The organism is Paenibacillus sp. RU5M (assembly GCF_900221055.1).
Lineage (GTDB): Bacteria > Bacillota > Bacilli > Paenibacillales > Paenibacillaceae > Paenibacillus > Paenibacillus marchantiae.
In genome coordinates this window covers 203349-224734 of record NZ_OBQM01000005.1, presented here as the reverse complement: position 1 = coordinate 224734, position 21386 = coordinate 203349, and the positions used below count along the sequence as shown (strand labels likewise).

Below are 21386 nucleotides of genomic sequence, written 5' to 3'. Positions count from 1 at the left end.
GGCATAGACGGTTTAAGATGGCGTGAGCCGTTTAAGGTATATAACAATGGGATTAAGTATTAAAATAACGGTAAGTTGACAAGATGATATCTACTGAAAAGAGGGATTTGATATGAAAGTTGCCATTTTTGGAGCAACCGGAGCGATTGGGAAGACGATACTGTGGGAGTTAATGGACCGCGGACATGAGGTAACGGCGATTGTTCGTGATCCTTCGAAGGTGGAGATGGAGCATGAGCGTTTGCGTGTGGTAGAAGGGGATTTGCTTAACCCGGACCAGGTTGCTGATTTTACAGCAGGACAGGAAGCCGTTGTGAGTGCCTATGGACCGAAGTTTGGTGCGGAGGAAGAGATGTTGGAAGTTACACGTTCACTAGTTGAGGGTGTTCGTCGTGGAAAAGCAGGACGTTTGGTTGTCGTGGGTGGAGCAGGAAGCTTGCTTACGGATTCTGGAGAAATGCTGATGGACACACCAGGATTCCCTGAGGAAGTCAAACCATTGGCGAAGGCTCATGTCGATGCGTATAACCTGATTGAAGCATCGGATATTAACTGGACCTACATGAGTCCTGCGGCTACGATCACAACAGGAAGACGGACAGGCCTGTTCCGGGTTGGAATGAATCGTGTGATTACAGATGATCTTGGTGAGAGTTCGATTTCCGTTGGCGATTTCGCAGCGGCTTTGGTGGATGAGCTGGATGATCCGCAATTTATTCAATCCCGGTTTACAGTAGGTTATTAAAAGTTTTAGGTAAGCTAGCAATCTTTCTGTAAATTTCCGAAGAGGCCACCGGGGAGGGATGAACGTTGTTTATCGTAACCGCTGAACAGATGAGAGCTGTGGATGAGCATACGATTCAGAAGCTTGGCATTCCTGCTGCCAGTCTGATGGAGAACGCAGGCAGAGCCATCGCTGAGGAAGTTATCCGGCTGTGCCGGGAAGACGATGTTGACCACCGTTCGAAGCAGTATGGTTGCTGGAACAAAAACGGGAAGCGGGCGCACACCGGGCCCGGCGATCGGCCTGCTCATGGTGGCGACATCATCGCCGATCCGGCGCTCGTGATGGAGCAACCCGGTGATCAGCAGTGGTACATGCTGATCGGCAAGGGTAATAATGGCGGCGACGGGCTGGTTGCGGCGCGCCATTTGGTTGAAGCGAGGCTCGGCGTGACTTTGGTTTACGCCGATGCGCCTGATGCGTTGCGGGGCGAAGCCGCAGTGCAGCGGGATGCCGCTGCGCAGCTCGGCATCCCAGCTCTGGTCCACGGGCGCGAAGCTGTGGACTTCAGCCGGTGCACAGGCATCGTGGATGCGCTGCTGGGCACCGGCTCGAGAGGGGCGCCGCGCGGAGCATACGCGGCGCTAATTGCGGCGGCGAACGACAGCGGCAAGCCGGTCGTGTCTGCCGATGTGCCAAGTGGGCTGAATGCCGACACCGGAGAGGTATATGAGCCCTGTATTCAAGCCCGGGTGACCGTATGTCTCGCGCTGCTTAAGCGCGGGCTGGTGCAGTACCCGGGTGCATCTGCCGCGGGGCGCATCGTGGTGCGCTCCATCGGCATTCCCGCGCGGCTTGCGCCGGAGCATGGCCCCTCAGTCCGTCTGCTGACGGAAGAGGTACTGCGCAGTGCGCTGCGCGTGGACACGGGCCGACTCCGGGCACCGGACGGCCACAAGGGCACTTACGGCCACGTGCTGCTGGCCGCAGGCAGTCTGCCGATGAGCGGCGCAGGCCTGCTCTCGGCCAAAGCCGCGCTGCGCGCTGGCTGCGGGCTCGCCACATGGGCGGTGCCCGCGGCACTGCTGCCGCATGTCATCGGCACCGTGCCCGAGCTCATGCTCGCTGCCGCCGCAGATGGCGACAGCGGCGAGTGGAACGCGGCTTCCGCAGACGCTGTGCTGCGTCTCGCCGAAAGCCGCGACGTGCTCGCGACCGGCCCGGGCCTTGGCCGCTTCAAGGGCGACACAGACTGGCTGCGCCGTCTGTGGCAACATTCGGATCGCCCGCTCGTCATCGACGCGGACGCCCTCAACATGCTGGCAGACGCTGGCCCAACAGGGCCTCGCGACTGGGGCAAACGAAGTGCGGCGACTATCCTGACGCCGCACCCGGGGGAGATGGGCCGACTGCTGGACATGTCGACCCCCGAAGTGCAGCGTGACCGAATCGGACACGCTGCACGGTACGCCCGCGAGCAGGGCGTGACCCTGGTGCTCAAGGGAGCACGAACGGTCATCGCAACGCCATCCGGCGAGGCGTATATCAACACCACGGGGCACGCTGGCATGGCAACCGGCGGTGCAGGAGACGTGTTGACCGGCATTATCGCCGGTCTGCTCGCCCAAGGGCTCAGCGCGGAGCAGGCTGCAGCCTTTGGCGTGTTTCTACACGGCCAGGCAGGGGAGAGAGCTGCGCTGCTGCGCGGTGATCCGGCATCCCTGCTCGCCGGGGATATCGTTGATGCACTATAAAACAGGGGCATGATTGGTGCCGACTCTTGGTACGTACATTCGTTACTTCATAAGCTGCATTTACACCGCTTTGAGCTCGGGTGATAGGTGTGCTGCATGCCTCTGCACAAAGCACGAAGATATAAACCACTCATAACATTAAGAAAGGGATGTCCATAGTCATAAACATGACGAGGACATCCCTTTTTAGTGGTATTAACTTTTAACGAATCAAACACACGCTATGAGCTGCATTTTCCATTAATCTGCGCTAGAATCCCAGCGATGTGATTTCACTGATCGGCAGGTTCTGGCCCAAGTTTGTACCATTATAACGAGAATAACGTGACTGAAGTTCGTTAATCTGTGCATTCGACCCAAATCCTCCAATTAAGGTGTGGTCGATTCGTTAGAATGGATTAGCGCTTCGACCCGAGAAAGGAAGTTCCTTTCAGACGCTTCTCTTCATTCTTTTATCATGGTTCAACTACAACCGGAACCGTAAAAGCTCCTGATGCATCTCTGCACTGATATCCCGCAGGGTTTTCACCTTAGTGCTTGCTTCGGCGAACGAACGTTGTTGCTCGGCCGTTGAAGCTGTAATTTCCTCACTGCTTGCGGCCGATTGTTCCGTAATGGCACTTATATTTTCAATCGCCTGCTGAACCTGTGCGCTAAGCTCACTGGACTGCTGCATGTCTTCCGTAAGCTGATTAATACTTGTGCTAATTCGCTCTACACTGTGACGAATTCCGGAGAAGGATTCGCCGGTTTTTCCGGTGGCCTGCTCCTGTTCTGCAAAGAGCTGAATGCTCTGTGTCACAGAGTTTTTCACTTTGCCCATAGCCGTTGTGATTTCGCCGACAGCCCCAAAGATATGCTGTACCGATTGCTCGGATTGCTCGGCCAGTTTCTTCACTTCCCCCGCGACGACAGCAAAGCCGCGTCCGGCTTCACCTGCACGTGCCGCTTCGATGGAGGCGTTCAGAGACAGAAGGGTTGTCTGCGTAGCGATGCTTGATACATAAGCAGTCATGGTTGCGATCCGGGAGGCACTCTCCTCCAATTCCTGGACAGTCTTTTCTACCTCGGACATGGCAATCCGGTTTACTTCAGCCAGTCGAAGCTGTTCCTGTACGGCAATGTGTCCCTCCTGCACGGAAGTCAAAACTTCGTTACCATAGATGGCCGATTGTGAAGTCGCCCGAAGATTGCTTTCAAACATATGCTGCATCTTGTCCACAACAATAACCGTGTCGCTTAGATCCTCAGCAATTTTCTGACTGCCAATCGATAGCTCTTCGGTTGTTCTGGATACTTGCTGAACAATGGCCTGCACGGTATCATTGCCGCGATCAATGTCCTGCGCCATCCCATCAACACGGTTTCCTGCCGCACCGATAGATTGAATGATACTGCGTATGTTCCCAGTCATAAGACGGAAGGAGCGGTTTAAGTCATCCAGTTCATCCTTGCCTCTTGTCTCCGGAAGCTGCTGCGTAAGATCGCCGTTCGCAATTTGTCCTGCTGCTTCCTTTAAGGTGCGGATGCGTCTCGCCAATTTGCGTGAAGTGTACATATTGAACAGCAGGACAGCGACAAGCAGGATGATGGCTCCGGCGAGAGCAATCTGCCAGGTCCGCTGAATGTCTTGTTCAAGATTTACTGTGTATTGGTTATATCGATCCCGGGTCACCTCATCCAGCATATAGATATCATTTTGTATGCCTTTGACCCGTGAGCTGAAACGTTTGGCGTCCGAACTGTTCATGGCTGTGATGGCTTCGGTGGCGCCCGTGTCCAGAGCTGTTAATTTGGTTTGGATCGATTGGATCAGGCGAAGCTGTTCATCCGTTTCCAGCAAGCCTTCTGTGAGCTGCTTTACCATGGTTTTACCTTCATTCAGCAAGCGTGCAACATTATCCTGATTGCCAGCTGTCATGGAGAACGAGTACACATCGAGCGCCTGCTCGGTCTGTATCTGGTTAGCGTTCAGCTCCGTGACCTTCAGCATGGCAGGCACCAGATTTTGATTTTTGGCATTCATGCTCAGCAATTGAATAATGATATAGGCTACAAGCAAAAGGCATAACAGTAACGATACTACGGCATTCATTATCAGCTTTCCCTGCAATTTCATAAGCGTGCCTCCATATTAGCAATTGGTTTATTGATCTAGGGTAATTTTGGTTTTGCCGGAAGCGATCTGTGCTTTCAAATCTTCGAACGTTTGCTGTTGTTCGTCCGTGAGTGTGATGTTATGTAGGGCGGTTAAACCTACGCCGTTTTCTGCCAGACCATAGAACATTTCTTTTTCGGGAAATGAATGTTTGTTCTGAATGAACGTATTAATGGCGTTATGAAGAGAGACATCTACATTTTTGAGCATGGAAGTGAGTACTGCTTTTTCTGCTAAAAAGAACTGATCCTGGTCCACGCCAATGGCGTATTTACCCAATCTCTGAATCTCTGAAATTGAGCCTATGCCGGTAAGTCCGGCAGCAACGTAAATGACATCAACACGCTGTTCCTGAATCATCTGCGCCGCGAGCTTTCCTCCAAGATCAGGATTGCCGAAATCCCCGGCGTACACGACATGGACTGTGGCATCCGGATTAGCCGCCTTTACACCTTGCTCAAAACCTTGCTGGAAATCGTGAAGCACCGGAATATCCATTCCACCTAAGAAGCCTACATGGTCTTCGGTTGTTGCAAAGCCAGCAATGATACCTGCAAGATAGCTGCCTTCTTCTGCTTTGAAGGACATGGAGGTCACATTGGGGAGATCGGAATGCCCGTCAATGATGAGAAAGTGCTGATCGGGATACTTCTGAGCAACCTTCTCCAGATCGGTTTTTATCGTGTCGCTTAGACCAATAATCAGATCAACCTTATCCTTCGCAAATTGCTCAAAGGCCGCCTCGGATGTCAAATCCTTTCCCGGTTCCTTGTAATCAAAAACAATACTGTTCTCGTTTCTTGCCTGTACCAATCCCTCAAAAGATGCGTCACTGAAAGAATGATCACCCAAGCCGACATCCGTAAGAACGATTCCGACTTTGGTTCGCTGATCTGCGGGGGACGCCTTATCGGTTGCCGAACATGCTCCCAGCACCAGAACAACCAGAACCATCATCATGGTGAACCCGAATTTGATTTTCCATTGTGTTTTCATGTGCGTATGCCCTCTTTTCTATAAGATGGAGATGACGTGTGAGGTGAGCAATTCCTCTATATGTATATCGGACGAGAGCAGAGTCTCTATAATGGGTAAGGATGAAAATTTACGAAAACTCAATAAAATTCCAATTAAACCCATAAATTATACATAGAATTTACATCTGAAGAGGCATGAATTCTATACTGAACCTGTACTACGTCTTGCTGGTCAACGGGAAAAAGAAAGACAAAAAAAGAGTAAAGAAGAGACCGATTAGATCTCTTCTTTACCCTTTCCTTGAAACGAAACGAATGATGAATGACTACATATCATGAATCAAAAAATTCATATATATGAACGGTTTTCCCGGTTCCCGCAGCATATGCAATATTCCTGAGCGTTACGTTCCCGCTCTCATTCAGCTGCACTTGCAACGTATTACCACGCTGCTACCGAGCCATCTGCCCGGCTTTCCGTGCCGCCGCACAATACGCCGTTGTCCGGGTTGCGCCAGATGATCTGGCCGCGTCCAAACATCGACGGATCGAGGGCGACCTGTATATCATGCCCTTTGCGAGCAAGTGCCTGTGCAATATGTTGAGGGAATCCAGGCTCAACCAGAATCGTTTTGCCTTTGGTCCACTGCCAGCGCGGAGAATCGAGCGCAGCCTGTGGATTGAGGTGGAAGTCCACCGTATTCATAACGACCTGCACATGACCCTGGGGTTGCATGAAACCGCCCATGACCCCGAATGGTCCGACTGCTTCATCACCACGTGTGAGGAAGCCCGGAATGATTGTATGAAATGTCCGTTTGCCTGGCTCCAGTGCGTTGGCGTGATCGGGATCAAGCGAGAAATTATGTCCCCGGTTTTGCAGGGCAATGCCTGTGCCTGGCACAACCAGCCCGGAGCCGAAGCCCATATAATTGCTCTGAATGAAGGAAACCATGTTGCCCTCACCATCTGCCGTTGCAAGATACACCGTTCCACTTGCCCTTGGGTCGCCCGCTTCAGGCGGAAGTGCCATATCACCAATGAGCTTGCGCCGTTCATCTACATACGCTTCGGATAATAATTCCTGCACCGTTACGCCCATCTTGCGTTCCTCGGTAATGTATTTCTCTCCATCGGCAAAAGCAAGCTTCATGGCTTCCAACTGCCTGTGGTATGCCAGAACGGATTCCTTTTCTTCAAAATCAAATCCCTTTAACAGATTGAGTGCTGCCAGAGCAATCAGCCCCTGACCGTTCGGTGGGATCTCCCATACGTCATATCCGCGATAGGAGACCGAGATCGGATCAACCCACTCAGGTTGGAATGCAGCCAGATCTTCTTTGGTCAGGTAACCTCCGTGTTCTGCCATAAAAGAATGAATACGCTCCGCGAGTTCGCCTCCATAGAAGTCTCGCGCACCGCTCTCGCCAATCCGGCGCAGTGTTGCCGCATGATCCGGCGAGCGCCACATCTCGCCCACGGCTGGAACACGCCCGCCTGGGGCAAACGTCTCAAACCACGCACGGCCGGCTTCCGCATCGCCTTGGCGCGCATAGATGTCGGCTGCCCTTGCCCAATGGCGAGCCAGCCCCGGCGCAAGCGGGTAACCTTCTTCCGCGTAGCGGACAGCCGGTTCCAGCGCTTCCGCCAGCGTAAGCCGCCCGAATCGGCGGCTCAGCTCAGCCCAACCCGCCGGTGCGCCAGGCACCGTCACCGGGATGACCCCCAGCTTCGGCATCTCCGAATGGCCTGCCGCTTTGAGCGCCTCAATCGATATACTCTGAGGCGCAGGTCCGCTGGCATTCAGGCCATGCAGTTTGCCCTCGGTCCAGACGAGGGCAAAGGCATCGCCCCCAATGCCATTGGACGTTGGCTCCAGCACGGTGAGTGCAGCAGCGGTGGCGATAGCGGCATCGATGGCGTTGCCGCCCTTTTTTAACACATCCAGACCGGCTTGTGCGGCCAAAGGCTGTGAAGTGGCGACCATGCCTTGTTTGGCATAAACGGGCACACGATAAGACGGATACGGTTGGTAGAGTGGATCGTAGTTCATCAGGTTTTCAGCTCCTTGTCGCAAGATGTCAGGTTCCGGCTCGCCGGATCAATTACTCCTAACCCTCTTCGGAACAGGTGGCATGATCTCCTGCTGCCAATGCGAAATCCAATCTGACATAGCCCGTGAATAGAGATGATACAGTTGTATTCATATCAGTGCCAATGTATTTTTTCCAAGATATGAGGTGTTCTCCAGATGACTAGGTCGTTACCATATCGCCGCCATTGACATGAATGCACTCACCAGTGACATAGGAGGAGTCGCGGGAAGCGAGATAGACGTAGGCAGCCGCAAGTTCATAAGGTTGGCCTGCCCGGCCCATCGGCGTCTCGGTTCCAAATACCTGCACGTCTTCAGCGGAGAAGCTGGATGGAATGAGTGGGGTCCAGATCGGTCCGGGCGCGACGCAGTTGACCCGAATGCCCTGAGCAGCGAGTGATTTGGCGAGTACACGAGTCAGAGAGACCACAGCCCCTTTGCTGGATGAGTAATCGATCAGTTGCACTTCACCTTTATAGGCCGTAATGGAAGCCGTATTGATGATGGATGCTCCTTTGCACAGATGTGGGAGAGCCGCCTGAATCAGAAAAAAGTAGGCAAACACATTCGTCTGGAACGTATGGTACAGCTGTTCTTCCGTAATATCGACAATGCTTGGCTGTACGTACTGCACGCCATGATTGTTGACCAGGACGTCGATCTTTCCGAAGGTTTCCATGGTCGTTCGGATGACAGCCTCACAGTTTTTCTTCAACCGCAGATCAATCTCGATTAATAGACACCGTTGTCCCAGCTCTTCAATGCGTTCACGTGTCCTTTCGGCGTCGGTCCGTTCATATAGATAAGCGATGGTGATATCTGCACCTTCCTTGGCAAAAGCAATAGCTGCCGCTCTGCCGATTCCACTGTCACCACCGGTAATAATTGCAACCTTGCCTTTCAGCTTGCAGCTGCCAATATAAGCAGGATCTTCGCTGATCGGTTCAGGCACCATCAGAGTTTCCAGACCTGGCTGCTGGTCCTGATGCTGGGGTGGGAAAGCCAGCTTTTGTGGCTTGCACACCGTTTTCTCACCGTAAAAAGGATAGACAGGATTCATTCGGTTTACATCCCCCTCGCACGTTCGTTCATATGCCTAAACTATGCATTCGCCCAGAAGAAGGTGCGACAGGAGGAAGAAGGGCATTTGTTTTTGGTGCAAAATATACCATAATAAGGATGTATTAATTGCAACAGTTCATTAAAATGTGGAGGTGTCAGGAGCCAAATGAATATTCAGGGAATTAATCATCTGTGCTTTTCCGTATCCAATCTGGAACGGTCCATTACCTTTTATGAGCAGGCTCTCGGTGCCCGTATTCAGGTGAAAGGCCGGAAGCTGGCATATTTCGAACTTGCCGGACTTTGGATCGCTTTGAATCAGGAAGACGTCATTCGCAACTATACGGAACGAACGTATACACATATTGCATTTACCGTAAAAGAAGAGGAATTCGACGAGTCTGTGCAGCAGCTGCGAGCAGCCGGGGCTGACATTCTTCCCGGAAGACCACGCGATCCGAAGGATGCATTATCCATTTATTTTGCCGATCCCGATGGTCATTTGTTCGAGCTACATACCGGAAATATGAAGCAGAGACTTGACTATTACCGTGAGGATAAACCCCATATGACCTTTTATACGTAATCGAATGAGCTGAAATGGAAAAAAATATGACATATCTATTGTGCAAACAATGGATGTGCATATAATATGGACAAATATACCCTTAATTTACCACTGTTTGATACTTCGTTCATACTCAAGGAGGTTTGTCATGATTCAGTTTCCCAAACCGGATGTAGAACAGTATTTCCAGACGTATCGCATTTCCCATTTTGCCGTATCGGCCGACGAGAAACGTTTGTTTTTTGACAGCAATCTGAACGGCCAGCCCAATATCTGGGCGATGGATCTGCCGGGTGGCTACCCGTATCCTTTGACGTATTTGAATCAGAGCAGCCAGTTTATCCAACCAGACCCAGAAGGACGTCATATTCTCACGGCGTTTGATCGGGACGGGGATGAGAATTATCATTTGTATGCACTTAAACCGGAAGGCGGAGTCCCATTTCCTGTTGTTTCGGCAGAGCCCAATGATCGTTGTTATTTCTCTCATCTGTCCGAGGATGGACAGCGTCTTTATTATATGACAAGTAAGGATAACCCGAACTATCTCAACTCACGCCGGATGAACCTGGAAACGGGAGAGGATGAGCTCTTGCATCAAGGGGAAGAGGTCACAAGCAATCTGATTGCTGTGAGTTCGGATGAACAAGCCTATGTAATCTTGAATGTATACTCCAATACCTACCAGACAGCATATGTATACCGGAACGGTGAGTCGGAATCCATTATTCCGGTCTCCGAGCGGCAGAGTCAGGTTTCGTATGTCCTATTTGCAGACAATAATCGGCTTCTGATGATTACAAATGATAACGAACCGTACACCTATGTGGCCGAATACCGGCTGGATACTCATGAGTTTCGTCCTCTGTGCAAAGTGGAGGGAGAAGACGTGGATATCATCCGCTGGCATAAGGATTCAGAGACGTTATACTTCTGGACGTTTACGGGTCCCGAGAATCGGATGTACGCGCTGGACAAAGGTTCCGAGCAGCCTCGGCGTGTGGCCATGCCACTGGACACCGTAGAACATGTGACGGTTACCAAGGCTGGCAACGTGTATATTTCGGGGCGTGGAGCTGTCCAGCCGCATAATATCTATCGGTTGATGACAGGTAGTGAGTCCTGGGAACCGTTGACTGCGAATCGGGTCACGGGGCTTAATCCGAGTGATCTCGTCTACCCGGATGTCATTCGATATAACTCCTACGACGGACTGGAGATCGAAGCGCTTTTTTTCAAAGCGAAGCCGGAACAGGCTAATGGTTACACGGTATTTTGGCCGCATGGCGGGCCACAGGCATCGGAAGCAAAATTCTTCCGTCCGATGTTCCAAATGATGCTGGCTCAGGGTTATCATATTTTTGCTCCGAACTTCCGGGGAAGCACTGGATATGGCGCCGAGTTTGGCAAAATGGTCGAGAGAGATTGGGGCGAGGGCCCAAGGCTAGACTGTGTTGCCGGTATAAACTGGCTGTTTGACGAGGGTATCTCATCACCGGATCGCCTGTTCGTGGTAGGGGGTAGTTACGGCGGGTATATGACCTTGCTGCTGGCAGGGCGTCACCCGGAATTATTCCGCGCTGCGGTTGATATTTTTGGGCCAAGTAACCTGTTCACATTCCTGGAATCTGTGCCGGAAGACTGGAAACCGATGATGGACAACTGGCTGGGTGATCCGGTCCGTGACCGCGAACGCTTAACGAAGGATTCACCGATTACGTATCTGGACCAGATGGTCAACCCGATGCTGGTCATTCAAGGGGCCAATGATCCAAGGGTCGTGAAGGCGGAATCGGATCAGATCGTGACCGCGTTGCAGGGGAAAGGGGTAGACGTGGAATACATCGTTCTGGATGATGAAGGCCATGGCTTCTCCAGAAAAACGAATGAGATTCTCGTGTATCGGCGGATGCTGGAGTTTTTGCAGAAACATCAGGAAGTGCCGGTTGCACAACCGTAATTCATATATGCATATTACCGATTTAAATATATGATGGTTTGAGAAAACCGCCAGGAGTGAGTGCATCTCATCCTTCTGGCGGTTTTTTGTTGTGTTAATCCAGTAAAGCAATTACCGAATCCATGTACTGCTCCGCCCAATGTGCAAAAGGCATATCCGATGCCCAGGTTACTCGGCCTGTTGCTTTGCATTCACCCCATAACAAAATACGCTGATAGAGCAGATGCACCCTAAGACGGGTAGCAAAGTGCTGGTATCGCTCCGTATCTGCTGCGCAGACAACCTCCCGGTAACCGTGAAGGAATCGTTTGGCAAGTTCGGGTTGACCTTCTCGTACATACATGGCTGTCATTTTGGTTAAGTCAGCTGTTCCGTCTCCAAAATAGGCCGTTGTAAAATCAAACAGACCACTAATCTGCCAGTCCGAAGCAAGGCTATCACCATTCCTCTGAATCACAAAGTTCTCGACCTTAAAATCACCCATCACAAATCCGGGAACAGGCATGGAGTGAAATGCAGATTCAGCGTTTTTTAATTGCTCGTCCACCCACTGTGTATCTTCGTCTGTTATCATGGAGTACTTTGCAGCATCCTGCAGCCAGTGATGGATTGTCCCATACAGCCAGTCCAGATATTTGCCCGCAAAGGGAACGATCTGCTTTGCTACAGGATCATACTCTCCCGCATCAGGGACTTTCCAACGGTGTAGTTCTGCTAAGGAGCGGGCAAGCATCGTAGCGATCTTCTCCTGATCCTCCTGTGAAAGTGAAGCCTGTAATGACGGATCATGCAGGTGCATTCCAGGTAATCGGGGCATAATCGCATAGCTCCAGCCAAATACGTCGGTATCTTCATGTAATAAATATGGATCAGGTACAGGAATGTTGGTGTGAGTTCTCAGCTGTTCTACGAAAAACTGCTCTTCCTGAAGTTGTCCTGCATATAATGGGTTGCCTTTCAGAATATATTCTCCCTCTGAAGAGCGAATAAGAAGTGTCTGACCCATCACACCCTCATCGGTTCGCTTATAATTCATAAGCGTTCCCAGATTGCAATCATGAAGCGCCTTTTGCAAGGATGCTTGCTCAATCTCACCAAGTTTATTGGAGCCAAAATAAATACGGGTTGTCATAAGCCCCTCCTGCGATCTCAGTCTTCATCCTCTTCGTCAGACAGATCAAACGTATCGGCATCAACCAATCCGCGAATAAAAGTTTCAAAATTAGGCGCCAGATATGTAATCTCATAATCGTCTTCCTGATCCACATGAACCACAGCAGGTTCGCCTTCAGGGCCACAGAATCGATAATCCAGCATCACTACATCGTGTCCGGCAGACGGACAATCACAGATCACAACACCAAGATCAGGGTATCCCCAATCTTCAATCATGAAACGGCTTCCAAATTCTCCGCCCAGTGTATTGGACTTGTCCCGTGCAATGCCCATAATCCCCGTAATGGCGATATGGTCTTCAGCCCATGAAGTAGCTTCTTTGGTTGGGAAAACAGTGTGTGCGGGGATTCCACCGTTCTGTGTGTTCATTAACTGGATATAGGAGGCAGGTAATTTGTAGCCTAGCTCCTGTTCAATGGTTTGGATCATCTCCTCGTCAAAAGGTGAAGATACATAACTTTCCAACGCATATTCGCTGTGTTCCCAGAATGAAGTCGGATCGTAGGACCCGGAAGCAGCTCTAAGATTGTTCAGCCTGCCACTGTGCTCCAATTCCAACAATATCTCTTGATGGCGCTGTCGATCCTGTTGCATTTTTTCAGCTTTGGGCCGTGTCCATTCGAGAAATTCGATGGTCGATTCGTCATGGGGCAAGAGCTCGTTTGCCATCTCAAAAGCTTTGATTGCCTGCTCGTACATGGCCATATGATAATAAGCGTAACCCAACCGGTACTGCCATAGTGGGTCACTCGCTCCCTGCCCATGGATAAATAGTAACTGTTGGACAGCCTCACGGTAACGACCTTCATTGTTATACGCTCTGGAAAGTTGTCCAATCAGCTCATAATCCCGCTCCGATTCGGGGATTTGTTGAATACGTTCAATAATAAGACTGAACTGGTCCTGTTCATGCCATTTGTTTAGTTGCTCCAGCAGTTCTCTTTCCATCACTATGCCTCATTTCAATAGGGGAATGTGAACCTTTTTCCATTATATCTTACAAGCTGGCAGGATGGATGGATGGGTACAGTATCCTATCCAGTCGCATATAAAAAACACTCCCACAAGCAGAAAGCCATCAAGACATTTCAACAAGGGGAGTGTTGTGCATTTTTATTAGATTGCGTTCATTAAATTACGCTCACTGTATCAATCAACTTACAGATCGTCAAATCCGTTATCGTCGCCGACTTTGCCGTAGTTACGGGATTTGGCTTCGAAGAAGTCTGTTTTCGTAGCATTCAGTGCTTCGTCGGAGAAAGGTTTGATCCAAGGCATGCAGTTTACATCCACGCCTTCATATGCTTTTTCCATACCCATCAGGCGCAAACGTTTGTTGGCGATGTACTTGATGTAGTCTTCCAACTCGTTCAGGTCAATCCCGCGTACGTTGCTGAGGGTGTAGTGTGCCCAGTTAGTTTCGAGTTCAACGGCACGGTTGATCGTTTTGTACACATAGTCCATGTTCTCAGGTGTGTTCAGTTCAGGGAAGTCTACCAGCAGCTGTTTGTACACTTCAGCGAAGAAGTAGCAGTGTTGGTTCTCGTCGCGCTGAATATAAGAGATCATTTGGCTGGTTGCCATCATCTTCTGGTCACGGGCCAGGTTGTAGAAGAAGGCAAATGTACTATAGAAGAAGATACCTTCAAGTACCAGATCGGCTACCATGGCCTGGAAGAACGTCTGTGGAGACGGGTTATCCCGGAAGGTTTGGTAGATGTCGGCGATGAACCGGTTACGGTCAAGCAGCACCGGATCATGTTTCCAGTATTCAAAGATTTCCTTTTGCTCCCGATCGGACACGATGGAGGACAGAACGTAAGAGTACGATTGGTTGTGTACAACTTCCTGTTGTCCAATGATTGCCGAGATCGCTTCCAGTGAGGAATCCGTGAAATAACGTTTCACGTCACCTACAAACATCGTTTGCATGGAGTCCAATACAGCGAGCAGGGAGATGTTGACTTTAAATGTACGCTGTTCTTCCGGATCCAATTGGGCAAATTGGGAAGCATCCTTGGACATTGGAATTTCATCCGCAATCCAGTGGTTGAGCAGCAGTACTTTGTACAGTTTGTACATATGAGGCATACGAATATCGTTCCAGTTCAGAATGCCTGAGCATTCCCCTTCAATGATACGGGTAGACTGGTTAGGCGCTTCGGTATTGAAAATTTTCTGCAATTGCATAATCCGTTCACTCCTTGAAATTTCATAATGTTCTGCCGACAGAACTTTGGAAAAGCATCTATATCAACATCTCGTGATGTTGTGATCGTGTTTTGGGCAAAAAAGTACCAGGGCAACGCCATTTTGCATTCAAAACAGGATGCCCTGGTAGTCATCGTAGATCTAGTGAGCTTTCAGCATCACGATAAAACTTAGCTTGCGCAAGAATCGCATTCTTCAATAGTCAATGCCCGGCTGCGAACATAATAAGTTGATTTAATGCCGGCTCTCCAGGCGTGCAGATGCAGTTCCAGGAACTCCGTTGCTTTGATATCTGGACGAACATACAAGTTGAAACTTTGTCCCTGATCGACGTGGCGTTGACGGGCAGCGGCCATATTGATGGAAGCATGTTGATCCACCATGAACGCTGTTTTGTAATACCAGATCGTTTTTTCGGACAGGTCAGGTGCCGGGTTGGCAATCTTGTATGTCGTTTTCTCTTCATAGGACAACAGTTCGTAAAGCGGATCAATGCTGGCTGTTGAACCGGCAATGATGGACGTTGAACCATTTGGTGCAATAGCGAACAACCAAGCGTTACGTACACCGTTTTGTTGTACTTGGGCTTGCAGTTCTTTCCATTGTTCAGTTGTAACGAATTCGCCTACGCGCTCACCTGTCGTGTAATCCCGTTGGTCGAAGTATTTACCTGTTTGCCAATCGGAACCTTGGAACTTCGGATAATGTCCTTTTTCCTTGGACAATTCCATGCTGGCTTTCACGAGCAGATAGTTAATTTTTTCGTACAGATTGTCGTTATATGTGACTGCTTCTTCTGATTCCCAACGAATGCCTTCAAGAGCAAGCAGGTGATGGAGTCCGAATGTTCCCAGACCAACCGCACGGTATTGACTGTTGGTGTATTGGGCTTGCAGCACTTCAATGTTGTTGATGTCGATAACGTTGTCCAGCATACGAACCTGAATCGGTACCAGACGCTCCAATACATCATGAGGTACAGCACGTGCCAAGTGAATGGAGTTCAGGTTGCAGACTACGAAATCGCCCGGTACTTTGGAAATCACGATGCGGGTTTGTCCATCTTTGGTTACGAGCTCTTCCTTTTCAACTACAGTTGCAGATTGGTTCTGCATGATTTCAGTACAAAGGTTGGAAGAGTACACCATGCCGTGTGCACTGTTTGGGTTCGAACGGTTAACGGTATCCCGGTAGAACATGTAAGGCGTACCGGTTTCGAGTTGGGATTTCATAACACGTTTCATGATGTCAATCGCCTGAACCGTAATCCGGGACAACAGCGGGTGGTTGACCGCTTCCTCATATTTCTCACGGAACGCGCCTTCGCCTACGGATTCATCATAGAAATCTTCCAGTCCGAGTGGACGACCGTTCTCATCTTTCCAGCCCATCACTTTTTTCGTTTCATGCGGGCAGAACAGGTTCCATTCGCCGCGGCTGGCTACTCGCTCCATGAACAGGTCAGGCAGGCAGATGCCGTGGAATACGTCATGTGCACGCATCCGCTCGTCACCATTGTTCAGCTTCAGATCGAGGAAGGCCAGAATGTCTTTGTGGAAAACGTCCAGATAAACAGCGATTGCACCTTTACGTGTTCCGAGTTGGTCTACGCTGACCGCAGTATTATTTAGTTGGCGAATCCAAGGGATTACGCCAGAACTTGTATTTTTGTGACCCCGGATGTCCGAACCGCGAGCTCTGACTTTACCGAGGTAAACGCCGATGCCGCCGCCCATTTTGCTGAGACGTGCTACATCTGTGTTGGAGTCAAAGATACCCTCAAGGGAATCATCCACGGTATCAATGAAACAGCTGGAGAGTTGTCCAGCCACTTTTTTACCCGCATTGGACATCGTAGGTGTAGCTGCCGTCATGTACATGTTGCTCATTGCCCAGTAAGCTTCCTTAACGAGGTCCATACGTCTCTCAGCAGGCTCCTGATGCATCAGGTACATCGCGATAACCATGTAACGCTCTTGAGGCAATTCCATGACTTTTCCGTCAAAATCGTGTGCAAGGTAACGTTCTGCCAGTGTGAGCAAGCCGATATAGTCGAACAACAGATCGTTGCGGTAATCGATGCATTCAGCAAGTTCGTCGATCTGCTCTTTGGTGTAACATTCCAGCAGTTCTTCGCGGTAGATGCCTTTCTTCACAAGATCCACTAGAAGCGGGTGAAAAGCGCCGTAAGGCTCTTCCGGGTAAGATTTGTATCTGCGGTTGGTTGCCGCTTTCTTGTAAAGGGAAGTAAGCAGGGAGCGTGCCGCTGCAAATTTCCAGTTAGGCTCTTCCTTCGTTACCAGTTCCAGAGCGCTCATCATAAAAGCGCTGCTGATCTCGTCTCCGGTAACTTCGTCACGACGGAGCTTGCTGTTTACCCCGCGTATCAGACGTTCCTTGTCCAGCATGTCCAGTCCTTCCAGAATACGATCTGCATATACCGAGATGCGCATATCATCAAAGGCAAGCTGGCGGTTGTTCGGCTTGGTCACAACTTGTGGCATGAATATTCCTCGCTTTCGCATGTTTAAGAGATAAATTGGAGAAATTCTTTATATAAAGAATTGAGTGTCTTCTTACGGTGAGATAAAGATATAAGCTGCATATTGCGGACTGAACGGCGGTAATTGCGAGTCTTGCCTCATCTTGCACATAGGAGCGCACGCAGAACATGGTCACATAAAAAGCATTCCCCTTGCCTCGCGGCTGAAAATGCCCATGGATGCCCTGAGTTCCTTACTGTCTTTGAAGAATCGAAAAAAGACAGAAAAGGGTGCTTATGTAATCTTTTGTCTATAGCAGACACGCCTGTGAATTAGAGGATACCGGTGCAGTCCAAATAGCCCCGTTAACCTCCGAGTCAAGTCTGTTTCGAGAAAGCGATTTACACCTACAGGGACGTGCCTTTAGAGGTGATTTCATCCTGTTTTTCGCGAGATTTCAGAAGATGACTAATAGAAGTGGGGTGATTTAATTTCACTACATTTTGTTGCTGTTCTCTTACTGTAACCCAACATATAGTGTTTGTAAACAGGGTCAACACAGTAAAACGTAATTCCGAGTATACCATTTAAGCCAGGATTCCGCAAAGGAAAAGGACTGGAAGATTTGAAGATTTATCAAAAAAAATTTTTGGTCAAATCAGATGACGTCATCACGTCAGTTTGAATTATAGCTCCTTCAACTGGTAGAATAAAAACAGGCAAAAATCGACTAAAAATGAGCGGCACCGGTAACTTTCGGGGCCCAAGGAAGGCGGAGCGAAATGGCAATAGCAGAAGTGACCGTAATTCCAATTGGCACCGGGACGACCAGCTTGAGCAGTTATGTGGCGGATATGCAGAAAGTATTGGAAAACCAGCGGGGCATTACATATCAGTTGACCTCCATGAGTACCATTATCGAAGGCCCGCTCAATGAAGTATTTACAGCAATTGCGGCTCTGCATGAAGCTCCGTTTCTATCGGGAGCTCAGCGTGTCTCCACATCCGTCAAGATCGACGATCGTCGTGACAAACCGGATGCCTCCAGTTTACAGAAGCTGCAATCTGTTCAAGAGAAACTTTCATCCCGTCAGGCACGGCCGAACTGACGGAAGTCAGCAGCATAAGGAAGATGGTCTTATACAATGTACTGCAAGTCTCTTTTTGGGGCTTGCGGTTTTTTGCATTTCATGGGTTCAAAGAGAAAGAGAATATGGTTGCTTCGTAGGTAATGCCTGCCCAAATTTAATCAGAGCCCGATCTAGTGTGTGATTTTTGCATATAGTGAACTGTACCTCAAATAAAAGGAGGGTTTTGCATGAGTGGAGTTGTAGGTGGATACGGCGGCGCATGGACATCGACTGGTGCCATTTTGGTTCTCTTCATATTGTTGGTTATCATTTCCAAAGCATTCCTCATCTAATAGACCCTTAACACCTAAACCATTGGTAAAGGAGGAATCTCCATGAGCGAAGTACTTGGAGGCGCAGGATACGGCGGCTGGACATCAACTGGTGCCATCTTGGTTCTGTTCATTCTTCTCGTTATCATCACTAAATCTTTCTGGGTATAATATGTTGAACTCCGCCGGTTAACCGGTGGGGTTTTTTTTGGTTTGAGGACAAGCCTACAGGAATAGTGAAAACGCCTATTTTGTCAAAGTAGGGCCATAGCCCGGTCCAGAGGTAGGCATAATACATAGCTTAGGGGTGTAGGCAAATGTTAAGGAGGAATGAACAATGAGCGAAGTAAAACCGAATTCACCGAACGGACAGGGACACGTATACGGATACGTGGGAGGGTATGAGCACATGCATGGATACACAGGTCATGAAATGCATGGGTACGGATATGGTTGTGGAACTATGCCAGCGGGCTATGGCTACGGCTACGCTCATCATCCCAATCAGGCTCCAGTGCTTCATGGGTATCACCATGGTTGTGGAACTTCCTATGGACATAGCGGAGGAAGCTGGGGATCCATGGGTACGATTCTTGTACTGTTCATCCTGTTGGTCATCATCTCCAAAACGATGTTTATCTAGTTCTTATAACAGCAACAGTATCAGGGAGTTGATCCATACAACTCCGATGAAAGGCGCCGAGATTGTATCGGCGCCTTTTAGCTGTCTGGACATTTTTTTATTAAAAGTGGACATGGAAAAACACCCGGAACCCAATTCCGGGTGCTTTGTGTATGTTTTCAATCTTCTCAAGAATAAGTGACATCCAAAACAACAAAAGCCCTACCTCTCTTTTGTCCTTGCGGCTCCGATGACCGCGCCAGTGTGAATGGGAACATCTTGTGAAACTCTGTACTACCGGGTTAATGTGATTCAGGTTCTTCAATCTTCATAGGTTAATGTGCATGTTCGCTGCGGTCGCAGCATGAAGAAAATATTCCGGGGTTTAAAGAAGACAGAAAATCATATGAGGTTGTTTAAATACCAACTCTTAGAGTATACCACAGGCTGTAATTTTTTGCAATAAAAAGGAAGGTTGAAGCTTTTTTTGAAAACAATTGCGAAAACATTTCAAATTTTTTCTTCAATAAGGTAATCCTCTTCAAATGATTCTGCGTAGGTTATAATAAGAGGGATGACACGGAAAGGGGCCCTCGCATGACTGAATCAATAGAGGACAGCAGGTTAATGCGGCAGATTGCGGAACGAGATGCTTCCGCACTGGAGCTTTTATATGACCGCTACGAGCGGGCGGTGTATTCTTTTGCTTATCGGATTGTTGGTGATCCAATGACAGCAGAAGAGACTGTCCAGGAATTATTCCTGCGGGTTTGGAACAATGCTGAACGATATGAGGCCTCACAGGGGAAGCTGACCACGTGGATGTTCGCCATTACGCGCAACATTGCAGTGGACATGCTGAGGCGAAAATCCAAAAGCGCAGCTACGACCTCAGTGGAGAACGAAACACTGGCGGCATATGCCGATGAACATACAAATACAGAAGAAGAAATAGAGCGCAAATGGGAAGGTGTCCGAATCAAGGAGGCGCTGTCCCAGTTGAATGGTGACCAGCAACAGGTCATTGAATCGATCTATTATGCAGGTTTAACGCAACAGGAGGTATCCAGCAGATTCGGGATTCCGCTGGGTACGGTAAAGAGCCGTGTCAGGCTTGCGATGCGGCAGCTTCAGAAGCTGCTCGCCGATGCTGAATTGCATCCGGACGCGGGAAGGGAGGGCATACATCCATGATAGAACGACATGAGGAATGGTCTGATCTGGCACCGGTGTATGTGCTGGGAGGACTCGAAGCGGAGGAAGTGGCAGCATTTGAAGCACATTTGGCCCAATGTGAGTCTTGTCGCCAGGAGGTGAGGGAATTGCAGGAAGTAACAGGCTTCCTGCCACTCGCGGCGGAACCTGTTGCACCGCCGCCTGGCATGCGAGCACGTGTGCTGAGCAACGTGCTTGGACACGCGCAGGAGAGCGCCGGAACGAAGCCGGCGGCTGCTCCTGCGAAGCCTGAAGCACCCGTGGTGCTTCAGGCGGATCTTGCGCCGCAGCAAGAAGCGGCGCAGCCCGGGCAAGGCTTGCCGCCGGAGACGGCGGTGCCTGCAGCCCGGGCAGAAGAAGCTGCACAGGCACAGCCATGGCAGCCTCAAGGGCGCGCGCGTGCGCGCAGCAGTCGCGCCTGGCGCATAGCAAGCGTAGCCCTCGCGGCAGCTGCGCTCGTGCTCGGCATCTACGCCGGGCAGCTGCAAGGCCAGGTCGATTCGCTGAAGCAGCAAGCTGCGGGCTCATCGACAGTGCAAGAGCAGCTTGCTCAGGCGCAGGCACAGAATGCGCAGCTGCAAGAGCAGCTTGCTTCATCCCTGCAACCTGCACAGGGAATGCAGACAGGCGAAGCCGTCAAGCTTAGTCCTGCGACACAGGACATTGTGGCCCAAGGACTGGCTACCATCGTTATTGACAGCAAAGGCACTCACCTGGTCGTACAGGCGGAGAACTTGCCTACTCTGGAAGGAAATGAGGCGTTCCAGGTTTGGCTGATCAAGGGCGATACACCTCAGAATGCGGGGACCTTCCTGAGCCATAATGGAACGGGAGCGGTATACTATACGTTAGACTCTGCCAACGACTACGACACGGTCGCGATCACACTTGAACCGGATGCGATGGGTGATGAGCCGCGTGGTACAATGATTCTCGCTGCCAAGATTAAAGGATAAGAAATGTCTTGCCATAACAGGCT

The 21386-nt window shown here is 50.0% G+C and carries 18 protein-coding genes; 10 read left to right on the top strand and 8 right to left on the bottom strand.

Features of this window, described 5'->3' with window-relative positions:
• Window positions 1-112 precede the first annotated feature (112 nt).
• Window positions 113-745 carry an NAD(P)-dependent oxidoreductase gene (locus CRO25_RS17095; RefSeq protein WP_072734917.1) on the top strand — a complete coding sequence of 211 codons (633 nt, stop codon included), beginning with the start codon at window positions 113-115 and terminating at the stop codon, window positions 743-745.
• Window positions 746-810: 65 nt separating this feature from the next.
• Window positions 811-2478 (top strand): NAD(P)H-hydrate dehydratase, encoded by a 1668-nt coding sequence (locus tag CRO25_RS17090; protein WP_079695801.1) that lies wholly within the window; start codon window positions 811-813, stop codon window positions 2476-2478.
• A gap of 466 nt (window positions 2479-2944) precedes the next feature.
• Here the strand turns inward: CRO25_RS17090 and CRO25_RS17085 are convergent, their stop codons facing one another.
• From CRO25_RS17085 to CRO25_RS17070, 4 genes are all read right to left on the bottom strand, one after another.
• A complete protein-coding gene (locus tag CRO25_RS17085) occupies window positions 2945-4597 on the bottom strand; it encodes a methyl-accepting chemotaxis protein (protein WP_079695800.1) in 1653 nt (550 codons plus the stop codon).
• A 27-nt stretch (window positions 4598-4624) separates the two neighbouring features.
• Window positions 4625-5632, bottom strand: coding sequence for a BMP family protein (locus tag CRO25_RS17080; RefSeq protein WP_079695799.1), 1008 nt, complete (start codon window positions 5630-5632; stop codon window positions 4625-4627).
• Between the two features lie 423 nt (window positions 5633-6055).
• On the bottom strand, window positions 6056-7666 hold the full coding sequence (locus tag CRO25_RS17075; protein ID WP_079695798.1) for a gamma-glutamyltransferase family protein: 1611 nt from the start codon (window positions 7664-7666) through the stop codon (window positions 6056-6058).
• A gap of 202 nt (window positions 7667-7868) precedes the next feature.
• Window positions 7869-8768, bottom strand: coding sequence for a glucose 1-dehydrogenase (locus CRO25_RS17070; RefSeq protein WP_072734913.1), 900 nt, complete (start codon window positions 8766-8768; stop codon window positions 7869-7871).
• Window positions 8769-8936: 168 nt separating this feature from the next.
• Between CRO25_RS17070 and fosB the strand changes: the two genes are divergently transcribed.
• Together fosB and CRO25_RS17060 are read left to right on the top strand one after the other, a co-directional pair.
• Window positions 8937-9356 (top strand): metallothiol transferase FosB, encoded by a 420-nt coding sequence (gene fosB, locus CRO25_RS17065; RefSeq protein WP_079695797.1) that lies wholly within the window; start codon window positions 8937-8939, stop codon window positions 9354-9356.
• A 130-nt stretch (window positions 9357-9486) separates the two neighbouring features.
• Window positions 9487-11298 carry a S9 family peptidase gene (locus CRO25_RS17060; RefSeq protein ID WP_079695796.1) on the top strand — a complete coding sequence of 604 codons (1812 nt, stop codon included), beginning with the start codon at window positions 9487-9489 and terminating at the stop codon, window positions 11296-11298.
• A 94-nt stretch (window positions 11299-11392) separates the two neighbouring features.
• Here the strand turns inward: CRO25_RS17060 and CRO25_RS17055 are convergent, their stop codons facing one another.
• From CRO25_RS17055 to CRO25_RS17040, 4 genes are all read right to left on the bottom strand, one after another.
• On the bottom strand, window positions 11393-12430 hold the full coding sequence (locus CRO25_RS17055) for a phosphotransferase family protein (RefSeq protein ID WP_079695795.1): 1038 nt from the start codon (window positions 12428-12430) through the stop codon (window positions 11393-11395).
• A gap of 17 nt (window positions 12431-12447) precedes the next feature.
• On the bottom strand, window positions 12448-13422 hold the full coding sequence (locus CRO25_RS17050) for an SMI1/KNR4 family protein (RefSeq protein WP_079695794.1): 975 nt from the start codon (window positions 13420-13422) through the stop codon (window positions 12448-12450).
• A 210-nt stretch (window positions 13423-13632) separates the two neighbouring features.
• Window positions 13633-14664 carry a ribonucleotide-diphosphate reductase subunit beta gene (locus CRO25_RS17045; RefSeq protein ID WP_024632189.1) on the bottom strand — a complete coding sequence of 344 codons (1032 nt, stop codon included), beginning with the start codon at window positions 14662-14664 and terminating at the stop codon, window positions 13633-13635.
• A gap of 191 nt (window positions 14665-14855) precedes the next feature.
• A complete protein-coding gene (locus CRO25_RS17040) occupies window positions 14856-17189 on the bottom strand; it encodes a ribonucleoside-diphosphate reductase subunit alpha (protein ID WP_063568260.1) in 2334 nt (777 codons plus the stop codon).
• 761 nt (window positions 17190-17950) lie between these two features.
• On the opposite strand from CRO25_RS17040, the gene CRO25_RS17035 reads away from it, so the two are divergent.
• From CRO25_RS17035 to CRO25_RS17020, 6 genes are all read left to right on the top strand, one after another.
• Window positions 17951-18277: an MTH1187 family thiamine-binding protein gene (locus CRO25_RS17035; RefSeq protein WP_079695793.1), complete on the top strand. Its 327-nt coding sequence runs from the start codon at window positions 17951-17953 to the stop codon at window positions 18275-18277.
• A 209-nt stretch (window positions 18278-18486) separates the two neighbouring features.
• A complete protein-coding gene (locus CRO25_RS33695; protein WP_017690880.1) occupies window positions 18487-18591 on the top strand; it encodes a hypothetical protein in 105 nt (34 codons plus the stop codon).
• 42 nt (window positions 18592-18633) lie between these two features.
• The gene (locus CRO25_RS33690) at window positions 18634-18741 is read left to right on the top strand and encodes a sporulation protein YjcZ (protein ID WP_197521564.1); all 108 of its coding nucleotides are present in this window, start codon (window positions 18634-18636) and stop codon (window positions 18739-18741) included.
• 166 nt (window positions 18742-18907) lie between these two features.
• Window positions 18908-19213, top strand: a complete 306-nt coding sequence (locus CRO25_RS33925; RefSeq protein ID WP_063568262.1) for a hypothetical protein — start codon at window positions 18908-18910, stop codon at window positions 19211-19213.
• 576 nt (window positions 19214-19789) lie between these two features.
• Window positions 19790-20386: an RNA polymerase sigma factor gene (locus tag CRO25_RS17025; protein ID WP_064642567.1), complete on the top strand. Its 597-nt coding sequence runs from the start codon at window positions 19790-19792 to the stop codon at window positions 20384-20386.
• On the top strand, window positions 20383-21363 hold the full coding sequence (locus CRO25_RS17020; RefSeq protein ID WP_079695792.1) for an anti-sigma factor domain-containing protein: 981 nt from the start codon (window positions 20383-20385) through the stop codon (window positions 21361-21363). The genes CRO25_RS17025 and CRO25_RS17020 overlap by 4 nt, the downstream gene beginning before the upstream one ends.
• Window positions 21364-21386 lie beyond the last annotated feature (23 nt).

Bases quoted from the DNA above. Each gene is read 5' to 3' on its own strand.
- CRO25_RS17050 (WP_079695794.1), bottom strand. From the start codon at position 13,422: ATGGAAAGAGAACTGCTGGAGCAACTAAACAAATGGCATGAACAGGAC.
- CRO25_RS17095 (WP_072734917.1), top strand. From the start codon at position 113: ATGAAAGTTGCCATTTTTGGAGCAACCGGAGCGATTGGGAAGACGATA.
- CRO25_RS33695 (WP_017690880.1), top strand. From the start codon at position 18,487: ATGAGTGGAGTTGTAGGTGGATACGGCGGCGCATGGACATCGACTGGT.
- CRO25_RS17020 (WP_079695792.1), top strand. From the start codon at position 20,383: ATGATAGAACGACATGAGGAATGGTCTGATCTGGCACCGGTGTATGTG.
- CRO25_RS33925 (WP_063568262.1), top strand. From the start codon at position 18,908: ATGAGCGAAGTAAAACCGAATTCACCGAACGGACAGGGACACGTATAC.
- CRO25_RS17025 (WP_064642567.1), top strand. From the start codon at position 19,790: ATGACTGAATCAATAGAGGACAGCAGGTTAATGCGGCAGATTGCGGAA.
- CRO25_RS33690 (WP_197521564.1), top strand. From the start codon at position 18,634: ATGAGCGAAGTACTTGGAGGCGCAGGATACGGCGGCTGGACATCAACT.
- fosB (WP_079695797.1), top strand. From the start codon at position 8,937: ATGAATATTCAGGGAATTAATCATCTGTGCTTTTCCGTATCCAATCTG.
- CRO25_RS17075 (WP_079695798.1), bottom strand. From the start codon at position 7,666: ATGAACTACGATCCACTCTACCAACCGTATCCGTCTTATCGTGTGCCC.
- CRO25_RS17045 (WP_024632189.1), bottom strand. From the start codon at position 14,664: ATGCAATTGCAGAAAATTTTCAATACCGAAGCGCCTAACCAGTCTACC.
- CRO25_RS17040 (WP_063568260.1), bottom strand. From the start codon at position 17,189: ATGCCACAAGTTGTGACCAAGCCGAACAACCGCCAGCTTGCCTTTGAT.
- CRO25_RS17085 (WP_079695800.1), bottom strand. From the start codon at position 4,597: ATGAAATTGCAGGGAAAGCTGATAATGAATGCCGTAGTATCGTTACTG.
- CRO25_RS17055 (WP_079695795.1), bottom strand. From the start codon at position 12,430: ATGACAACCCGTATTTATTTTGGCTCCAATAAACTTGGTGAGATTGAG.
- CRO25_RS17080 (WP_079695799.1), bottom strand. From the start codon at position 5,632: ATGAAAACACAATGGAAAATCAAATTCGGGTTCACCATGATGATGGTT.
- CRO25_RS17060 (WP_079695796.1), top strand. From the start codon at position 9,487: ATGATTCAGTTTCCCAAACCGGATGTAGAACAGTATTTCCAGACGTAT.
- CRO25_RS17070 (WP_072734913.1), bottom strand. From the start codon at position 8,768: ATGAATCCTGTCTATCCTTTTTACGGTGAGAAAACGGTGTGCAAGCCA.
- CRO25_RS17035 (WP_079695793.1), top strand. From the start codon at position 17,951: ATGGCAATAGCAGAAGTGACCGTAATTCCAATTGGCACCGGGACGACC.